Raw genomic sequence first — 16469 nt, 5'->3', positions numbered from 1 at the left:
GACTAGATCCCCAAAATCTCCCGAAACTCGGCTATTTCCTCGCGCACCGCGCGCAGTTGCTCCTGCTGCGGGGCAGATTGGGCCAACACTTCGGATTTTTGCATATGAAAGTCGTATTTGCTGAATTTTCTCTTATACGCAAAGGACTTGGCGAAATTCAAGTGCGCCTCGAAAGCGCGACCAGTGGCCGCCTGATAGCGGGCCAGGTACTCCAGAACTTCGGCATCGCGGGGGACGGCCCTCAGCACTCTCTCCATGGCTGAAACGCTGGCGGCATGATTCCCCTGCTCGGCCACGGCCCGCGCATAAAAAAAGAGCGCAAAAAGATCGTCCGGGTCGCGCAGCACAACTTCCTGCAAATATTTGACTGCGGTTTCGAGGTTTCCGTACTCGAAAGCGAATCGCCCATATTCACGCATCCATAACGGCTCACGGGGATTGCAGGCCAGCGCATCTTCAAAGCGGGCCTTGGCCGCCTCAATCTGGTGCAGCCTGCTGAGGGCGATGGCTTCACCCAGCACAACCGGGCATGCGGATTTTTCAGCGGACGTGAATATGGCTTTGGCGGTGCTCGGATCCGTATACCAGGCCTGTACCAGCAGCTTGACACGCTCGAAAGACGCATTGTCGGAAGAGCGATCCCGCACGTTCTCCGGCAAGCGGGCGATGCGCTCCTGCATATAGACCACGCGGTCATCCATGCCCGGATGCGTGGACAGATACGAGGGGACATCCCCCCCGCCGCCAAGCCACTGCAATTTCCGGATTTTGTTGAAGGCGCTGGTCATGCCCGACGGAGAAAAGCCCGCATCGACGAGGTAGCCGAGCCCGTATTGGTCCGCGTCCTTCTCGTTTTCGCGGGTGTATTTCAGTTGCATGGCCCTTGCCCCGGCCACGGACCCAAGCACCAGGGCTCCGGCGCCATCGCCGCCTCCCTGGGAGCCGACCAGCACGCCCGCCAGAATCCCGAGCAGGGACCCGGCCCCGACCAACTGGCTCTTTTCAATGGATTTGGCGATGTGCCGCTCGGAGACATGGGCCAGCTCATGGGCGATGACGCTGGCAAGTTCGTCCTCGCTGTCCATGTTGGCGATCAGTCCCGTGAAAATCGTGATATGCCCTGCCGCCGAGGCAAAAGCATTCAGGGCGACATTTCGGACAACAGTCGTCTTGATGGGAAAGGGCTGAGGAGGCATGGCGGCGACGAGACGATCGACCAGAGACTCCACGTAACCGGTGATCCGGGTGTCCTGGATCACGGGAAAGCGGGTCTCGATGACCAGATCGAACTTGCGCGCAAGCTCCAGTTCGTCGCGAATGGTGAATTCGCCAAAACTTGAAAAGGTCGAACCGGGAAACACCAGGGCGATCAGGCAGGCAAGGACTATCGCCCGCACGCGCATGCCCCGGACACAAATCACGACACGGCCCTCCGTGGATCCACCAGCACCGCTCCGCCCCTCTTGAAGCCGCTGAGCAGGAAACGCCGCACTGGCCCGGTCTGTTCAAGCTCCGCCCGGCGCAGCGCTTCGGCCTCGGAAAGCGCGGAATCGTGCTCCCTCAGACGCAACTGAAAATATTCCCGGAAGAGGTCTTCGACCTGGGCATAGGACTCGGCCCCAAGCTGGTCCAGATCGGACCGGCTGATGCCGAGCCCATCCGTGGGCACGGCCTCTATGGCCGCCTGCAGGGGCGCGGGATCGGACAGCCGCGCGCAGAGCATGCGGGCTAGGTCGTATTCGACGCTCTTGGGTATAAGCTGAATGGGGCTGACATCTCCCACATCGCCATGCAGGGTCCAGAAGCCTGTCAGCAGTTCGTCAAGCTGGTCCGTGGAGAGGACACATCCGCCATGAATCTGGGCCATATGATAGAGAAAGAGCATGCGGGTGCGGGCTTTCAGATTGCCTTCGGCCACCGGGGTGGAATTGGGACAGATGCCTGCGAAGGTGCTTGAGATCTTTTGATAGAGCGCGGTGAAATCCTGAAGATGCGCAAACGAAGCGCCCTGGGGAGGGTTGCCGTAGGCCCGGGCCACGCTCAGTCCCCGGGCGGTCTCTTCGGGGGTGTTGGTGGCGATGGGCAGACAAAAGCCAAGGTATGGAATGCGTCGATGATAGAGCAAGGCCGCGAGGAAGGATGAATCGATCCCACCGGACAGTCCCATGACATACGCCTTCAGACCTGAAGCATTCAGGTATTCTTGCAAAAAATCGCCCAAGGCATCCAGAAGCTGTTCCGACGGCTTGATGGCAAGCAGCTCAAGCCACAAATCAAAATCAGCGTCGCGCGGACATTCCATGCGGGGCAAGGCAGCCATTCAACCTCCTCTTCAGGAATTCATCATGTCCAGAAAATCCTTGTTGCTCTTGGTGCCGCGCATTTTGTCCAACAGAAAATCCATGCTGTCCACGGAATTCATGGAGGCCATGATACGGCGCAGGATCCAAACCTTGTTCAAAACATCGGGCGCAAGCAGCAGCTCTTCCTTGCGGGTGCCGGAACGATTGAGATCGATGGCCGGGAAGACGCGCTTGTCGGACAGATGACGATCAAGATAGATGTCCGAGTTGCCCGTGCCCTTGAATTCCTCGAAGATGACCTCGTCCATGCGCGAGCCGGTATCGACCAGGGCGGTGGAGATGATGGTCAGGCTGCCGCCCTCTTCGATGTTGCGGGCCGCGCCGAAAAAGCGTTTGGGCCGCTGCAGGGCGTTGGCGTCCAGACCGCCGGACAGAACCCGGCCCGAAGAAGGGGTGGTCGCATTGTAGGCACGGCCCAAACGGGTGATGGAGTCAAGCAGAACCACCACGTCGACCTTGCGCTCAACCAGGCGCTTGGCCTTTTCGAGCACCATCTCGGCCACCTGCACATGCCGCTGCGGCGGTTCGTCAAAGGTGGAGCTGATAACCTCGGCCCTGACCGTGCGCTCCATGTCCGTGACTTCCTCGGGTCGCTCGTCGATCAGCAGCACGATGAGATAGGCGTCGGGGTGGTTGACGCTGATGGAGTTGGCGATGGACTGCATCAGCATGGTCTTGCCGGTGCGCGGCGGGGCAACAATCAGAGCGCGCTGGCCCTTGCCTATGGGGGTCATGAGGTCGAGGATGCGGGCGGAGTAGTTCTTGTCACCGTTTTCCAGCCGGAACTGCTCGTCGGGATAGATGGGGGTGAGGTTGTCGAAAAGAACAATGCGCTTGGCTTCCTCGGGTTCGCGGAAGCAGATCTCCTTGACCCGCAGCAGCGCGAAGTAACGCTCCCCTTCCTTGGGCGGACGGATCTGGCCGGAGATGACGTCACCGGTGCGCAGTCCGAAACGCCTGATCTGCGAGGGCGAGACGTAAATATCGTCCGGGCCCGGCATGTAGCTGTACATGGGCGAGCGCAGAAAACCAAAGCCGTCGGGCAGGATTTCGAGTACGCCCTCGCCGAAAATGGAACCGTTTTGGGAAGCGCAGGCCTGAAGCAGGGCGAAAATAAGCTCCTGCTTGCGCAGACCGCTCATATTTTCAATCTGATACTCGCCGGCAATGTCCATAAGTTCGGACATGGACTTGGTTTTCAACTCAGAAAGATTCATAACAAACCCTCATAACAATGAAATGGCTGGGACCTGAGACCGCTGGAATGGAGCAGACAAAAAGGAAAAAGCATCTACAATGCAAAATTCAAAAAAAATAATGGAATATTGGAATACTCTGGTATGAATATGAAGCCCTTCAAGGGATCAAAAGGAAAATATGATCATCTGCTTACGGACTTGTAGTGTCAGGCAGGAATGAATTGAATATTTAGCTGATCACAGAATAAAAAACAAGGGGCCAAGGGCCCCCTAATCAACCTCGGCTTCATTTTCTGCGTCCTTGGCATGCAGAATATCGGCAAACAAGTCTTCAATGGACTTCTTCACCTCGGCCTGATCCTGCTTCAAGGCAAAGGACAGCTCAAGGGAGATGAGCCCCATGGCCTGCTCCAGCAAACGTCGTTCGCCAAAGGACAGTTCCTTGTCCTTGCCGATGAGGATGAGTTCTTTAAGCACGTATGCGACATCACGCAAATCGCTGCTTTTAAGTTTTTCGGAATACTCGCGATAGCGACGATTCCAGTTCTGGCCGGAATAACCTGTAAAATCGGTTCTGTCTTGGAGGTAGACGCGAATCTCATCTGCCTGCTCAGGAGTATAGACACCACGCAGTCCGACATTGCGGGCGTTTTTCACGGGAACCATCAAGGTGACGTTATTGCTTAATATACGCACGATGATCAGTTCAGTGGCAACGCCGCCGATCTCCTGGGTCTCAATCCTTTCGACCTTACCGACCCCCTGAGCGGGATAGACGACAAGTTCATCAACTGAAAACACAAGTGACCTCCAGAAATACGTAATCGAGCTGCAAAGGAAGATGACTATAGATCAAAATCAAGACGGCGTCCACTAGGACCTGTGATGGATCCAAGCGTCAGCGAGAGTGAAGACGGCTTGTGGCCGCTGTCAAACCTTCACTGCAATAATGCAGTACCGCGTCGCGCGCGATGCCCAGAGCCTGGGCGACCTGCTCCCATTCGGCCGGCATAAAGGAGCGCAGCACGTAATCGGCCATGGCCTCGCTGCCCTCCGGGCGCCCGATCCCCAGACGAATCCGGGCGAAATCCCGGGTACCCAGATGCGCGGCCACGGATTTGAGTCCATTGTGACCGGCCAGTCCGCCTGAAAACTTGAGACGCACCGTGCCGAGCGCGAGATCGAGTTCGTCGTGGGCGACGAGAATGCGGTCCGCGGGAATCTCGTTTTTTCTGCTGAGTTCCCCCACGACCTGACCGCTCAGGTTCATGAAGGTCAACGGCTTGGCGACGATCCAGCGCCGCGCCCCGTAGTCTTCGCTGACGTCCCACAGCTGTGCGTTCAAGCGCCCGCTACGGGCGGTACAGGCAGTCCCGGGCTGACCGGCCCAGTGCTCGAGCAGATGATCCGCGAGCATGAAACCGAAATTGTGCCGGGTCCGGGCGTACTTTGTGCCCGGATTGCCCAGACCTACTATCAGGCCTTCATATGTCATGGGGAACCGTCAGAAAAGAGGATGGACGAAAAAGAAAAGAGGGCCCTGCCTAGGCAAGGCCCCCAGGAATGTCAGACTATTCTTCTTCGCCGGTCTTGGCGCCACGAGCGGTCTGAATCGCGATGACGGGGAAGTTGCGATCGTAAACGGCCTTGACCCCTTCGGGCAGAACGAGCTGATCGACAAGCACCTTGCCACCGATCTCGAGCTCGGTCACCTCGACAACGACGGAATCGGGAATGGCGGTAGGCAGACAACGCACCATGACCCGCTCCTCCAGAATTTCGAGCTTGCCGCCCAGCACGACGCCCTTGGCGCGGCCGACGGTCTCGACGGGAATGGTGACCTGCACTTCCTTGTCAAGATCGATGCCGATGAAGTCCACGTGGTCATAGCGACGCTTGACCGGGTGCTTCACAAGCTTCTTGAACAGGGCGTTGCGCGTCTGCAACTGACCATCGACTTCGATTTGCAACTCAATCATCTTTGAGTAGCGGACCTTCTCGAAAGCCTTGCCCAAAGCCAGGTTCTCTACAACAAAGGAGATGTTTTCACCCTTGGCATTGTAGAACACGCCGGGAACCAAACCATTGGAACGCAAACGGGAGCAAGGGCCTTTTCCCCTTTCTTCACGAGGCGTTAACTGCAAACTTGTGACTTCAGACATGCTTTTCTCCTTTATTCATCAACTAAAAAATCAATCACGTGTTCTGTTCGGACTTAGCTGAACAGGACACTGACGGAAGATTCGGAATGGATATTATGTATAGCCTTGGCAATAAGACTGCCAACGGAAATTACCTTGAATTTGTCACTGCTCAGAGCCTGGGCGTTGAGCGGAATGGTGTCGGTCACGATGACCTGCGAAAAAGCCGAATTGTTCAGCCGCTCCACGGCGGGTCCGGACAGGACCGCATGGGAAGCGCAAGCCACGACATCCTCGGCGCCGTTTTCCGCCAGCATGTTGCCGGCTTCGGTCATGGTGCCGGCGGTATCGATCATGTCGTCGAGGACAACCGCGATCTTGCCTTTGACGTCGCCGATGAGCTGCATGGCGTGGGCCTTGTTGGGACCTTCGCGGCGCTTGTCCACGATGGCCAGTCCCACGCCAAGTCGCTTGGCATAAGCCCTGGCGCGCTCCGTGCCGCCCGCATCGGGCGAAACGATGATCAGGTTGTCGCCGAGCTTGCGGATATATTCAAGCAGTACCTGGGCCGCGTACAGGTTGTCCACGGGCTTGTTGAAAAAGCCCTGGATCTGTCCTGAATGCAGATCAATGGTCAACACGCGATCGACACCGGCAACGGTGATGAAATCGGCCACCAGCTTGGCGCTGATCGGCGCCCTGGGCACGACTTTCCGGTCCTGACGCGCGTAGCCGAAATACGGCACCACCGCCGTGACCCGGCCTGCGCTAGCACGCTTCAAAGCGTCGAGCATCAGACAGAGTTCCATGAGGTTGTGATTGACCGGAGCGCAGGTGGATTGCACCACGTACACATCGTCACCCCGAACGTTATCGCCCATCTCGACGCGGATCTCTCCGTCGCTGAACTTGTCGACCAGAGAATGAGTCAACTTGCAGCCCAGATGGTCACAAATGCGGGCAGCCAAAGCCGGATTGGCGGTTCCCGTGACGATTTTCAGCTCGCCCATGCGTGGCATAATCTGTCCTTTGATAAAAAATGGCTGGGGCGGGAGGATTCGAACCTCCGGATGACGGAACCAAAATCCGTTGCCTTGCCAGCTTGGCGACGCCCCAACATAGGTCGCCCGGCCTGTTCGGCCCGCGGCTTCCTCAAGTAAAAGAAAAAGAGCGCCGGGTTTTCAGACCCGCAGCCCGACCTTCACCCTTCACGAGTCCATGACAAGCGGCTCTCCAGATCTGCTCGCGAAGCAGGCGTGTCCCCTGGCCCGCATGTCGCCGGCACATCGGACAGCACTCTGCGGAGAAGAAAAAAGAGCCACAAAACTCGAACCGCTTCCACTCATGACGCAGGCGTCCGGAAAGTGATTCAGTATGTGTTTTTTAACCTCGTAAAGCGTTGGAAATTCATGAAAAACAACTTCTTCAAATCCATTCCAAAGCTTGGGCGGTTTCGTGAAGCAAAGACTCATAATAGGGCTGTTTTCGGGTGTCAACTCTTTTCTTGGACGCACCCTTGCGCTTTCAAACATCTCGTCCCAGCGCCTGTAGGCCCATCTCGTGTCGACGTGCACCCCGGGGCTGACCACCAGCATCGTGTAGTCCGCCAAATCGCAGGACACCGGCGTGATCTTTTCGCCGATTCCCGTGACCCAGGCCGGCTCCTTGCCTAAAAAAAAGGGCACATCGGCCCCCAGGGTCAACGCGAGCCTGGCCAGCTCGGTCGTGGACAGGGCCAGCTCGCCGGCCCGGGCATTGAGCCAGGACAGGAAAGCGGCCGCATCGCTGCTGCCGCCGCCAAGCCCTGCGCCCATGGGGATATTCTTATCGAGGTGCACCGACACGCCCGGAGCAAAGCCCGTGGCCCCGGCAAATCCGGAGTATGCCCTGGCCAGGATGTTCTCCTCGGTTTCCAGTACCGCGGCCGTGCAGGTCAGGCGCAGACCCTGGCCGCGAGTCAGCCCCACATTCAGGATGTCGCAGGGAGCGGGGAGCGGATAGAAGAGGCTCTCAATCTCATGATAGCCATCTTCCCGCACCCCGACGATGTCCAGATAGAGGTTGACCTTGCACCCGGCGTGCAGCTTCCAGACCGTGCTCATCGTAGCAAAACTCCCTGCGCGTCCGAACTAGGAAAGGGGCACGGTGCGGAACACGTTGCGACCCTGGCGCTTGACCAGCAGCATGACGACGCCCTTTTCCTTGCCATCGCCTTCGATCACGTCCTTGAGGGCCTTGACCGTGTTCACGGCCTTGCCGTTGGCTTCAAGGATGACATCCCCTGCGCTCAAGTCGTTTTGCGCAGCCGGGGATCCCTCGCTCACTTCAACCACCAGAAGCCCCTGGGCCCGGTCGAGTTCCAGCGCCTTCGCCTCGGCCTCGGCCACGGGCCGAACGCTCAGGCCCAGGACATCCTCGCCCTGGCTGCCAGGAGCGCCGGGCCGGCCCTGAGCGACCTTCTCCGCGCTGCGCTCACCCAGAACCAGAGGGATCGTGACGGTCTTGCCTTCGCGCCAGACCGAAAGCGTGATCTTCACGCCGGGCAAGAGGTCGCCGATCTTGCGGGTCAGATCGCCGGCGTCGGCCACCGACACTCCATCCACCGCGACAATGACGTCTCCTGCCTTGATTCCGGCCTTTTCCGCCGGGTCTCCGACAGTCACGGACGAGACCAGGGCGCCGCTGGCCTGGTCAAGGCCCAAGGCCTTGGCGGAGTTCTCGTCCACATTCTGGATGGACACGCCGAGCCAGCCGCGCTTCACGCTCTTGTATTCCTTGAGCTGCTCAATGACCTGTCTGGCCAGATCGCTGGGGATGGCAAAACCGATGCCCTGACCCGAAGCAACGATGGCCGTATTGATGCCGATGACCTTTCCGTCCAGGTCGATGAGCGGACCACCGCTGTTGCCGGGGTTGATGGAGGCGTCGGTCTGGATGAAGTTGTCGTAGGGACCGGCGCCGATGGTGCGCCCCTTGGCGCTGACAATTCCGGCCGTGACGGTATGATCAAGGCCAAAGGGGTTGCCGATGGCCATGACCCATTGCCCGACCTTGAGCACGTCGGAGTCACCAAAGGCGAGGTACGGCAACGGCTTGTCGGCCTTGATCTTCAGCAGCGCCAGATCCGTCTCCTTGTCCGTCCCGATGACCTCGGCGTCGTAGGAACGGTCTCCGTTCTTGTCGACCTGGAGGTTGACCTTGATGGAATCCGCGCCCTCGATGACGTGATTGTTGGTGACGATGTACCCGTCGGCGGAGAAGACGAAACCCGATCCCAGAGAACGCTGTTCACGCGGAGTTCCTTGCCCCTGCTCTCCGAAAAAACGCTCGAACTGGTCGAAAAAATCTCCGAACGGGTGCTGTCCCTGTGGCCCCCTCGGGAAAAACTGCTGCATGTTGCCCTGATTTTTCACGAGCTTGACCGTACTGATGTTAACCACCGCCTGGCCCGACTTTTCCGCGAGCTCCGTGAAATCCGGCAACTGCGCAGCCATGGAGGCCGAGGCCAGAAACACGAACATAATGGTAAAGAGTCGAAGTGCATATTTCATGAGAGACCTCCGTATCGTAGTGACAGCTTGAAAAAAGCATCGATCATGCCAGAGCCAATCCCCTGATCGGAAAGGAAAAAAATCTTGCACAGAACGGCGACGCGCAAGAGGCTGCACATCTGTCCACGCAGGTGCAACCGGAGCCTCATTCCTGCACGCGCGCGGCGGGCCGTTGCAGCAAAAATCGCATGGTCATCCATTCCGACCAGTACATCCCGCCCCGGCCCGAACCCACGAAACCCACATGCCCGCCGGTCGGGGGAGTAAACAGGGTGAGGCTTTCGTTGGCGCGGACCTCGTCATGAGGAAAGCAGCCCGGCCCCAGGAAAGGATCGTTGGCGGCATTGATGATACAGGTCCGCCGATCGATCCCGGACAGATATTGCCGCGAACTGGAGCGGCGCCAGTAGTCCAGCGCGTCGCGGAATCCGTGCAGGGGAGCCGTGAAGCGGTCGTCAAACTGGCGAAAGGTGCGCAGTTTCTCCACGCCCTTCACGTCAAGCGCTCCCGGAAAAAGCCGACTCTTTTCAATAATCTTCTTTCGCAACTGGTCAAGCAGATAGCGGGTATAGAGTGCGCACTGGGGACGCGCCAGAGCCCGGGCCGAATCCTCCAGGTCGCACGGCACGGATATGGCCGCGGCCCCGCGCACAATTTGGGGAATGATCAATGCATCCTCCCCGAGATACTTGAGAACGACGTTTCCCCCGAGGCTGAATCCGACTAGGTCCACGCTCCGGTAGCATCCCATGGACGCAATCATGAGCAGGACCTCATGCAGGTCGCGGGTCCAACCCGAATGGTACATGGCCACCTTGCGATTCGGCTCCCCGCTGCAGCCCCTGAAGTTCATGGCCACGGCGTCAAGTCCGTGCTCGCGCGCAGCCTTGACCATTCCGAGCACGTACTTGCGCCTGGAGTGTCCTTCCAGGCCGTGCAAGATGAACGCAAGGCCTTCGCTCCCGTCTCCCCGGGACCAGTCCAGATCCACGAAATCGCCGTCCGATGTCTCAAAGCGCTCCCGCTCGTAGCACGCGTCCGCCATGGGGCGGAAGAAAGGCGGAAAAAGGGTCTGCACATGTCCCGAGGAAAAGGGAAACGCGGTCGCAAGCCGCACCACCTGTTATTCCTCTACGCTGACGCGGGTGATGATAACCGGCTCCTTGGGCACGTCCTGGTGAAATCCGAAGCTGCCCGTGGGCACGCCCGCGATCTCGTCCATGACCTCGATCCCTTCGACCACCTGGGCGAACACGCAATAGCCGAAATCCCGCGAACCGTGATCCAGAAACACGTTGTCGCGCAGATTGATGAAGAACTGGGAGGTCGCGCTGTCCACAGCCTGGGTGCGGGCCATGGCCAGGGTGCCGCGCTGGTTTTTGAGTCCATTGTCGGCTTCGTTCTTGATCGGCTTGCCCGTCTTTTTCTCACTCATGGTCTCGGTCATCCCGCCGCCCTGGATCATGAAGTTGGGGATGACGCGATGAAAGATCGTGCCGTCGTAAAAGCCTTCGCGCACGTAATGAAGGAAGTTCTCGCAGGTCACAGGGGCCTTGTCCGCGAAAAGTTCAATCTTCATCGTCCCTTTGGAAGTTTCCATGACTATCATTTTTTGCTTCTCCTGTTTGTTTCTTGCGCGCCAGACAGATTCCGTCCTGTTCCGGCGCATGATTCGGTAAAAATGCGTAAATATTGACCGCGTCCCAGCGCCCGCCGTCCTGAATCAGCATGTTGAAGGCATCGGCGTCGGCAAAGGCGGTGTTGTCCGCGACCAGCAGCCCACCGGGCCGCAGCAGGCGATAACAGACGGACTCAAGCTCTGCATAGTAACGCTGGTCCACATCCAGAAAAACCAGATCAAAGCCTGCGCGCCCAAAAGGCAGAGCACGGGCGTCGGCGCACAGCACGGCGCAACGCTCGCCAAGCCCGAAAGACGCAAGGTTGGCGCGGGCCTCCCGGCAGTGTGCCTCGTGCATGTCCACGCTCAAGGCAAAGCCGCCCGTGTCCCGCATGGCCCGGGCCAGAAAGGCCGTGGAATACCCCACGGCCGAGCCCAGCTCGAGCACGCGCACCGCGCCCATGACCCGGCACAAAAGCGCAAGCAGGCTGCCCATGACCGGCCCGATGACCGGCACCCCGCGCTGGGCGGCCGCCGCTGCCAGCAGCAGATCGCCTTGCGGCCGGTCCGGGACCAGGGCGCGAAAATACGCCTGCGGATCTTTAATCAGTCTGGGCACGGCGTCCACTCCAGCACCAGGGCATCCTCGCCACTGTCGGCGTAATACGCCCTGCGCACCCCCACCTGCACAAAACCGCAGCTCGCGTAAAGAGCCCTGGCAGCAGCGTTGCCGCTGCGGACCTCAAGAACAGCGCGGGCTGCGCCGCGCAATCGCCCCTGCTCCAGAAAAAAAAGCAGCAGCGACCGGCCGATTCCTTGCCCGCGCAGCTCGGCGGCCACCGCCACGTTGACTATTTCAAGCTCACCCGCCACACTGTACGCTGTCAGATACGCGCACAACCCGGCATGGTCAAAAGCCCCCACGGCCACAAAACGGTCCTGCCCCAGCAGCGCCCGGAAATGCTCCGCGTCCCAGGCGTCGGCAAAGACCTGGGCTTCCAGGGCGGCCAGCGCCGAAGCATCTTTCGGACCCAAGAGACGCAGCTCAAGACCCGGCTCAACCATTCACACCTCGTAACAGCGGAAATTCATGTCATTGGAAACAGGCCTGGAAAAAATCTACGTCGTGGACGAAAACAACCTGCCCCTGGCCATCATGGCTTCGGAGCAGGTCCATCTGCAGGGACTAAAGCACAGGGGTTTTCTGCTCATGCTGACGGATGTCAAAGGCCGCCTCATGCTGCGCAGGTTGAGCAAAAGCCATCCCCTGTACCCGGGGCGCTGGGACATCGTGGGCTGCGGGCACATCGGGGCCAAAGAGGCCGCAGAGGAGGCCGCCGAACGGCATCTGCCCCCCGTTGCGGCCGACCTGACCGGAAATCTGCGGCATGCGCTGACCCTGACCGAAGGGGCGGGAACGGGCAACGAAATCGTGGAGGTCTTTTCCGCCGGGCTTTCAAGCCAAGACACCCGGCTCCTGCTGCAGGACCTCTCTTTTTTGGCCGTGGACCCGGACGAACTTGGCGCCTTGGCCGCATCCTACCCGGACCAGCTCTCCCCGGCGCTTCTGACCGTATGGAACGCCCGCCTGCATCACCCGGACCGAAGCTAGTTGATGTAGACCTTCGAAAAACACGCCTCGTCCTCAAGAGACCGCCCTGTCCCACGCACCACGGTGGTCAAGGGATCGTCGTCGATATGCACCATGAGCGAACTCTGCTGCGTGATGAGCTTGTCCAGGCCTTTTAAAAGCGCCCCGCCGCCGGCCAGGAGCAGGCCGTTGGTGGCGATGTCCGCGACCAGCTCGGGCGGAGTCTTTTCCAGGGCCCTGCGCACGGCCGCGACGATGGCCGCCACAGGCTCCTTGATGGCCTCGCGCACATGGGAGTCGTTCAGGATGATGGATTTGGGGTTGCCGTCGACCAGGTTCTTGCCCGCCACCCGGTACTGCAGGGGTTCGGGCAGGGGCACGGCGGAGGCGATATGGATCTTGGCCGCCTCGGCCATGTTCTCGCCGATCAGAAGCTGGAATTCATCCTGCACGTAACGCTGGATGGCGTCGTTGAGCTCATCCCCGGCAATGCGCACGGATTCGGAATAGGCCACGGCGGAAAGCGAAATGACCGCCACCTCGGTGGTGCCGCCGCCGATGTCGACCACCATGTTCCCCCTGGGCTCGTGGATGGGCAGACCCGCGCCGATGGCCGCCGCCATGGGCTCTTCAATGAGTTTGACCTCCCGCGCGCCGGCCTGCAGCGCCGACTCGATGACCGCCCTCTTCTCCACTTGGGTTATCCCCGCAGGCACGCAGATGACCATGCGCGGCTTGACGATGCGCATGCCGGTTATGACCTTCTTGATGAAATAGGCGATCATGACCTTGGTGACCTCGAAATCGGCGATGACTCCATCCTTCAGGGGGCGCACGGCGCGGATGCGTTCCGGGGTGCGGCCGAGATATTCCTTGGCTTCCCGGCCCACGGCCAGAATGGCGTCGTTGCGGATGTCGAGGGCCACCACCGAAGGCTCATTGAGCACGATCCCGTCCTTGGGAGAGTACAGGAGCGTGTTGGCCGTGCCGAGGTCCATGGCCAGATTTTTGCCCAGAAAACCGAAAAGCTTGCTGAAAAACATATTCGCCCTGCCTGACTTAAGGGTGGTAATCGGAATTGTCGAAATCGGGGGCGTCGCCCGGGTCGGTAACGCTTGGAGGAGCAAAACGCCTGACCTTGTTCCTCAGATACAGATTCTCCAGAAAAAGAGCCAGATAATCCGCGGCCATGTTGGCAAAATCCTTGATTTCAGCGCTGATGACGCGGCTTTCGCGATCCCCGAAGACCAGAACGCCCCGGCAACGGGTATGCACTTTCAAGGGGAAGGCCATGAGCGTGTTCAAGACCGGGCCCGGGATATCGCGGCCAAAAAGAGGCGTGCGCCCCAGCTCGCTCTTGCCGTCGCCGAAAAAGACCGACTGGTTCTTCTTGAATACCCAGCCCAAAAGTCCGCTGCCCGTGCTGAATGACTGCCGCGCGGAGACGTTTTCGGGCATGAAGGGCTTGTTGCTGCCTTCAAGGAGGTAGTTGTTTCCCCATTCGTCGCTGACCACGAGGAAGGCGTATTCGTAACCGCTGGCCCCGGCCAGAAGCGCCAGATAGCGGTTCAAAAAGTCCGTCCATTTGGGATGCGCCTCACGCAAGGCGTACACCTGCTGCAGCACACGATACAGGGCCTGTTCGCGGCTGGAGACCCCGCCCTCGCCCACATCTTCGATGATGGCGGCCACGACCACGGCAAAGAGGGATAACAGACGCTGATCCTTGGAGGTGAAGGCGTAGGTCTTCTTGCTGTCCATGCACAGGGCACCCCTCCCGCCGGGCAGGGGGCAGCCCACGAAAACCTTGATCTGCTCGTCCTGTTCTGCGCCATAGTAGCCCAGAAAAGTGTTCTTCTCGTCGAATTTTTCGACGACAAGCGGCGAGTTGTTCTTGAGAATCCAGCCCACCAGGCCCTGGCCCTGCTCGATCTTCGTGCCCTTGCGGATGGAATCCCCGAGACTGAACGAGGTGGTCAGATCAAAGGTCCCGGCGGAATTGCGGCAAAAGAGAACCACCGAATAGGCGTCAAAAACGCTACCGATGCTCTCCAGCAATCTGTCCAGGGAAGGATATTTCATGGTCATGGGATAAACGCTCGCACGGCGTGCCTATGGTTTACAACACGCTTCATCGCAAAGACTCCAACATACAGGCAAGGGGAAAGCTCTTCAACCTCCGGAAGGGCCGGCAGCTCAAGCTGAAAATCCTGTTTACTGGCAACGCAAAACATGAAAAATAGTCTACACACTACCGTAACAAACACAATGAGATAGTTGGCATCCGCATGAAATGGCAAAACGCGTTCTCCAAAATCCCGGCCTTCAAAGCCCTGAAAAACGGGCATCTGCTGCCGAAATCGCCATTGCGTGACCTGGATGACCTTCGTCGTCTGCTGGATTTCATCCATATCAAATTCTGCCTGCTCAAGCCTTACACCGAGATCAAGGGCTATCCCATGGTCGACGCCAGAGACCTTTTGCCCTCGTTTGAGCCCTCCTTGACTGAATTCCCGGAGCTTCCGGGGTTTTCCATGGTCGCCCTCGGGCGATCCCTGGACTACTTCAATGAGATTTTCCAGTTCGACCTGCTGCATACCTGCCGCGACCCTGATTGCCGGGTGCTGGGGAACAGCTGCGTGCTGGAAGCCTCGTTGCACAGCAAGAACCTGGCCTGTTTTCTGGCCCACATGTCCAAGGAAATGCGCGAGGAATTCAAGGAGGCGACCAGGGATCACCAGATCTCAGACATCTCCTCCTATTCCTTGCTCATCGGTTTTTTAAGCCGCATGGACCGCGCCCATGTCCTTTCGCTGGACTGCGACGGACAGTTCTACCTCTCCGGAATCTATGCGTCCCTGCCCTCGGACCTGGACACGGAACTGAAGCGTTTCGGGCTCAGGAGCCGCAAATTCAAGCCCAACGACAATCTCGTTTACGAAAACAACCGCGAATTCGTGTACCAGTTTCTCATGGAATTGTACGGCTACCCCATCTCTTCGGAACGCAAGACCTCGGCCGCCATTTTTGCCAGGCGCCTGCACAAGATGGGAGAAAAATTCCTGGTCAAGGCTCTTGGCCAATCGGACCGGACCCTGACCTCCATTTTCAGTACTCAATCCGGACACGCCTATCCGCGGGTGGAGAAAGTCGCCCTGGTTCCCGTGGAAATTCGCGGCATGGACGTCCTCGATTATCTGGACAAAGGGGGCTACTTCTTCGACCGCAAGCGGCGCACCGTCATCCTGCGGGTGGTCTACCGCCAGCACAAGTTCGACGCCAACAACGTCCGCCAGGACCGCGCCCTGTCCGTCTGGAGGCAAGAGATCATCCACCCCCTGACCGGGGAGGTCTGCACCTCCGTCAACCTGCTCAAAGACACCTACACCATGAGCCTCAAACTCAACGATATCGTGCGCGGGGAGTTTGTCGGCCGGGTGGTCTACAAGAAAAACGACATCGTCGAGAACACCGAGACCCACGAAAAGCGCCTCAAGTTCCTGCACTCGTGGCTCGGCAAACATCAGCGGCGCATGATCGGATATTCGGATGAATTCTATGCCGAGATCGTGCGCGTGCTGGACGGGTACCTGGGCGACCCAAGCCTTGCCGAAGAATTCAGCGAGCACCACGAACTCTACCACGAGGTCTGGACCACGTTCAGCTACATCAAGCAGGCCAGAAAAATCAAAGAATTCGAAGACTTGAAGGACCGTATCTACAAAGGAAAAAAAATCTCCTACCTGGAAATGCTGCGCCTGAGCACCGCGGTCCTGGCCGACCTCAGATTTGAATTCGCCCATTATTTCGAGCCGCTGGTCACAAAGGCCATCTTTTTTTCCGAGTCCATGCTCAACGACCGCTATCTGATCAAGGCCTACATGACCCCAAAAGAAGATCAACTGACCAAAAACGGGATGATGATCAGAAAACTGTACCGCAGGCTGGTCTCTCTGGTTGACGAACTCAAAGCCATACGCAAGACAAAAGCCGAAGCGTAACTCAT

General features: G+C 58.7%; 17 protein-coding genes and 1 tRNA gene. 2 read left to right on the top strand and 16 right to left on the bottom strand.

What is annotated here, in order from left to right:
- Positions 1 to 2: 2 nt before the first annotated feature.
- The 14 genes from DBAC_RS03485 to rimI all read right to left on the bottom strand — a co-directional run bounded on the left by DBAC_RS03485 (position 3) and on the right by rimI (position 11937).
- Positions 3 to 1421 (bottom strand): beta-barrel assembly-enhancing protease, encoded by a 1419-nt coding sequence (locus DBAC_RS03485; RefSeq protein ID WP_015772902.1) that lies wholly within the window; start codon positions 1419 to 1421, stop codon positions 3 to 5.
- Positions 1418 to 2320, bottom strand: coding sequence for an NAD(+) synthase (nadE, locus tag DBAC_RS03480; RefSeq protein ID WP_015772901.1), 903 nt, complete (start codon positions 2318 to 2320; stop codon positions 1418 to 1420). Before nadE ends, DBAC_RS03485 begins: the two co-directional genes overlap by 4 nt.
- Before the next feature lie 12 nt (positions 2321 to 2332).
- Positions 2333 to 3580: a transcription termination factor Rho gene (gene rho / locus DBAC_RS03475; RefSeq protein ID WP_015772900.1), complete on the bottom strand. Its 1248-nt coding sequence runs from the start codon at positions 3578 to 3580 to the stop codon at positions 2333 to 2335.
- A gap of 252 nt (positions 3581 to 3832) precedes the next feature.
- Positions 3833 to 4363, bottom strand: coding sequence for a CarD family transcriptional regulator (locus DBAC_RS03470; RefSeq protein ID WP_015772899.1), 531 nt, complete (start codon positions 4361 to 4363; stop codon positions 3833 to 3835).
- A 97-nt stretch (positions 4364 to 4460) separates the two neighbouring features.
- Positions 4461 to 5057, bottom strand: coding sequence for an aminoacyl-tRNA hydrolase (pth, locus tag DBAC_RS03465; protein ID WP_015772898.1), 597 nt, complete (start codon positions 5055 to 5057; stop codon positions 4461 to 4463).
- A gap of 76 nt (positions 5058 to 5133) precedes the next feature.
- Positions 5134 to 5724 (bottom strand): 50S ribosomal protein L25, encoded by a 591-nt coding sequence (locus tag DBAC_RS03460; protein ID WP_015772897.1) that lies wholly within the window; start codon positions 5722 to 5724, stop codon positions 5134 to 5136.
- A gap of 53 nt (positions 5725 to 5777) precedes the next feature.
- Positions 5778 to 6722: a ribose-phosphate diphosphokinase gene (locus tag DBAC_RS03455; protein ID WP_015772896.1), complete on the bottom strand. Its 945-nt coding sequence runs from the start codon at positions 6720 to 6722 to the stop codon at positions 5778 to 5780.
- Positions 6723 to 6743: 21 nt separating this feature from the next.
- Positions 6744 to 6819 (bottom strand) — tRNA-Gln (locus DBAC_RS03450).
- Between the two features lie 92 nt (positions 6820 to 6911).
- Positions 6912 to 7805, bottom strand: a complete 894-nt coding sequence (gene ispE / locus DBAC_RS03445) for a 4-(cytidine 5'-diphospho)-2-C-methyl-D-erythritol kinase (protein ID WP_015772895.1) — start codon at positions 7803 to 7805, stop codon at positions 6912 to 6914.
- 27 nt (positions 7806 to 7832) lie between these two features.
- On the bottom strand, positions 7833 to 9254 hold the full coding sequence (locus tag DBAC_RS03440) for a DegQ family serine endoprotease (protein WP_015772894.1): 1422 nt from the start codon (positions 9252 to 9254) through the stop codon (positions 7833 to 7835).
- Positions 9255 to 9399: 145 nt separating this feature from the next.
- Complete coding sequence (locus DBAC_RS03435; protein ID WP_015772893.1) at positions 9400 to 10374, bottom strand: YheT family hydrolase; 975 nt, start codon at positions 10372 to 10374, stop codon at positions 9400 to 9402.
- 3 nt (positions 10375 to 10377) lie between these two features.
- Positions 10378 to 10863 carry a peptidylprolyl isomerase gene (locus DBAC_RS03430; protein ID WP_015772892.1) on the bottom strand — a complete coding sequence of 162 codons (486 nt, stop codon included), beginning with the start codon at positions 10861 to 10863 and terminating at the stop codon, positions 10378 to 10380.
- Positions 10823 to 11491 carry an O-methyltransferase gene (locus DBAC_RS03425; protein ID WP_015772891.1) on the bottom strand — a complete coding sequence of 223 codons (669 nt, stop codon included), beginning with the start codon at positions 11489 to 11491 and terminating at the stop codon, positions 10823 to 10825. The genes DBAC_RS03430 and DBAC_RS03425 overlap by 41 nt, the downstream gene beginning before the upstream one ends.
- The gene (gene rimI / locus DBAC_RS03420) at positions 11479 to 11937 is read right to left on the bottom strand and encodes a ribosomal protein S18-alanine N-acetyltransferase (RefSeq protein WP_015772890.1); all 459 of its coding nucleotides are present in this window, start codon (positions 11935 to 11937) and stop codon (positions 11479 to 11481) included. The genes DBAC_RS03425 and rimI overlap by 13 nt, the downstream gene beginning before the upstream one ends.
- A 25-nt stretch (positions 11938 to 11962) precedes the next feature.
- On the opposite strand from rimI, the gene DBAC_RS17595 reads away from it, so the two are divergent.
- Positions 11963 to 12484 carry an NUDIX hydrolase gene (locus tag DBAC_RS17595; protein WP_015772889.1) on the top strand — a complete coding sequence of 174 codons (522 nt, stop codon included), beginning with the start codon at positions 11963 to 11965 and terminating at the stop codon, positions 12482 to 12484.
- Here the strand turns inward: DBAC_RS17595 and DBAC_RS03410 are convergent.
- On the bottom strand, positions 12481 to 13506 hold the full coding sequence (locus DBAC_RS03410) for a rod shape-determining protein (RefSeq protein ID WP_015772888.1): 1026 nt from the start codon (positions 13504 to 13506) through the stop codon (positions 12481 to 12483). The two genes, DBAC_RS17595 and DBAC_RS03410, sit on opposite strands and share 4 nt — an antisense overlap.
- Before the next feature lie 16 nt (positions 13507 to 13522).
- Entirely contained in the window at positions 13523 to 14551 is a 1029-nt protein-coding gene (locus DBAC_RS03405; protein WP_015772887.1) for a GAF domain-containing protein, read from the bottom strand.
- A 200-nt stretch (positions 14552 to 14751) separates the two neighbouring features.
- On the opposite strand from DBAC_RS03405, the gene DBAC_RS03400 reads away from it, so the two are divergent.
- Positions 14752 to 16464: a hypothetical protein gene (locus tag DBAC_RS03400; RefSeq protein WP_015772886.1), complete on the top strand. Its 1713-nt coding sequence runs from the start codon at positions 14752 to 14754 to the stop codon at positions 16462 to 16464.
- The last annotated feature ends 5 nt before the right edge of the window (positions 16465 to 16469 follow it).

Origin of the sequence: Desulfomicrobium baculatum DSM 4028 (genome assembly GCF_000023225.1) — a bacterium.
In the GTDB taxonomy this organism is placed as follows: domain Bacteria; phylum Desulfobacterota; class Desulfovibrionia; order Desulfovibrionales; family Desulfomicrobiaceae; genus Desulfomicrobium; species Desulfomicrobium baculatum.
This window is presented reverse-complemented; position numbering and strand designations above follow the sequence as displayed.

Coding starts and splice junctions, on each gene's coding strand:
- DBAC_RS03440 (WP_015772894.1), bottom strand. CDS start 9,254: ATGAAATATGCACTTCGACTCTTTACCATTATGTTCGTGTTTCTGGCC.
- DBAC_RS03410 (WP_015772888.1), bottom strand. CDS start 13,506: ATGTTTTTCAGCAAGCTTTTCGGTTTTCTGGGCAAAAATCTGGCCATG.
- nadE (WP_015772901.1), bottom strand. CDS start 2,320: ATGGCTGCCTTGCCCCGCATGGAATGTCCGCGCGACGCTGATTTTGAT.
- DBAC_RS17595 (WP_015772889.1), top strand. CDS start 11,963: ATGTCATTGGAAACAGGCCTGGAAAAAATCTACGTCGTGGACGAAAAC.
- DBAC_RS03400 (WP_015772886.1), top strand. CDS start 14,752: ATGAAATGGCAAAACGCGTTCTCCAAAATCCCGGCCTTCAAAGCCCTG.
- DBAC_RS03405 (WP_015772887.1), bottom strand. CDS start 14,551: ATGACCATGAAATATCCTTCCCTGGACAGATTGCTGGAGAGCATCGGT.
- pth (WP_015772898.1), bottom strand. CDS start 5,057: ATGACATATGAAGGCCTGATAGTAGGTCTGGGCAATCCGGGCACAAAG.
- DBAC_RS03455 (WP_015772896.1), bottom strand. CDS start 6,722: ATGCCACGCATGGGCGAGCTGAAAATCGTCACGGGAACCGCCAATCCG.
- ispE (WP_015772895.1), bottom strand. CDS start 7,805: ATGAGCACGGTCTGGAAGCTGCACGCCGGGTGCAAGGTCAACCTCTAT.
- rimI (WP_015772890.1), bottom strand. CDS start 11,937: ATGGTTGAGCCGGGTCTTGAGCTGCGTCTCTTGGGTCCGAAAGATGCT.
- rho (WP_015772900.1), bottom strand. CDS start 3,580: ATGAATCTTTCTGAGTTGAAAACCAAGTCCATGTCCGAACTTATGGAC.
- DBAC_RS03460 (WP_015772897.1), bottom strand. CDS start 5,724: ATGTCTGAAGTCACAAGTTTGCAGTTAACGCCTCGTGAAGAAAGGGGA.
- DBAC_RS03430 (WP_015772892.1), bottom strand. CDS start 10,863: ATGATAGTCATGGAAACTTCCAAAGGGACGATGAAGATTGAACTTTTC.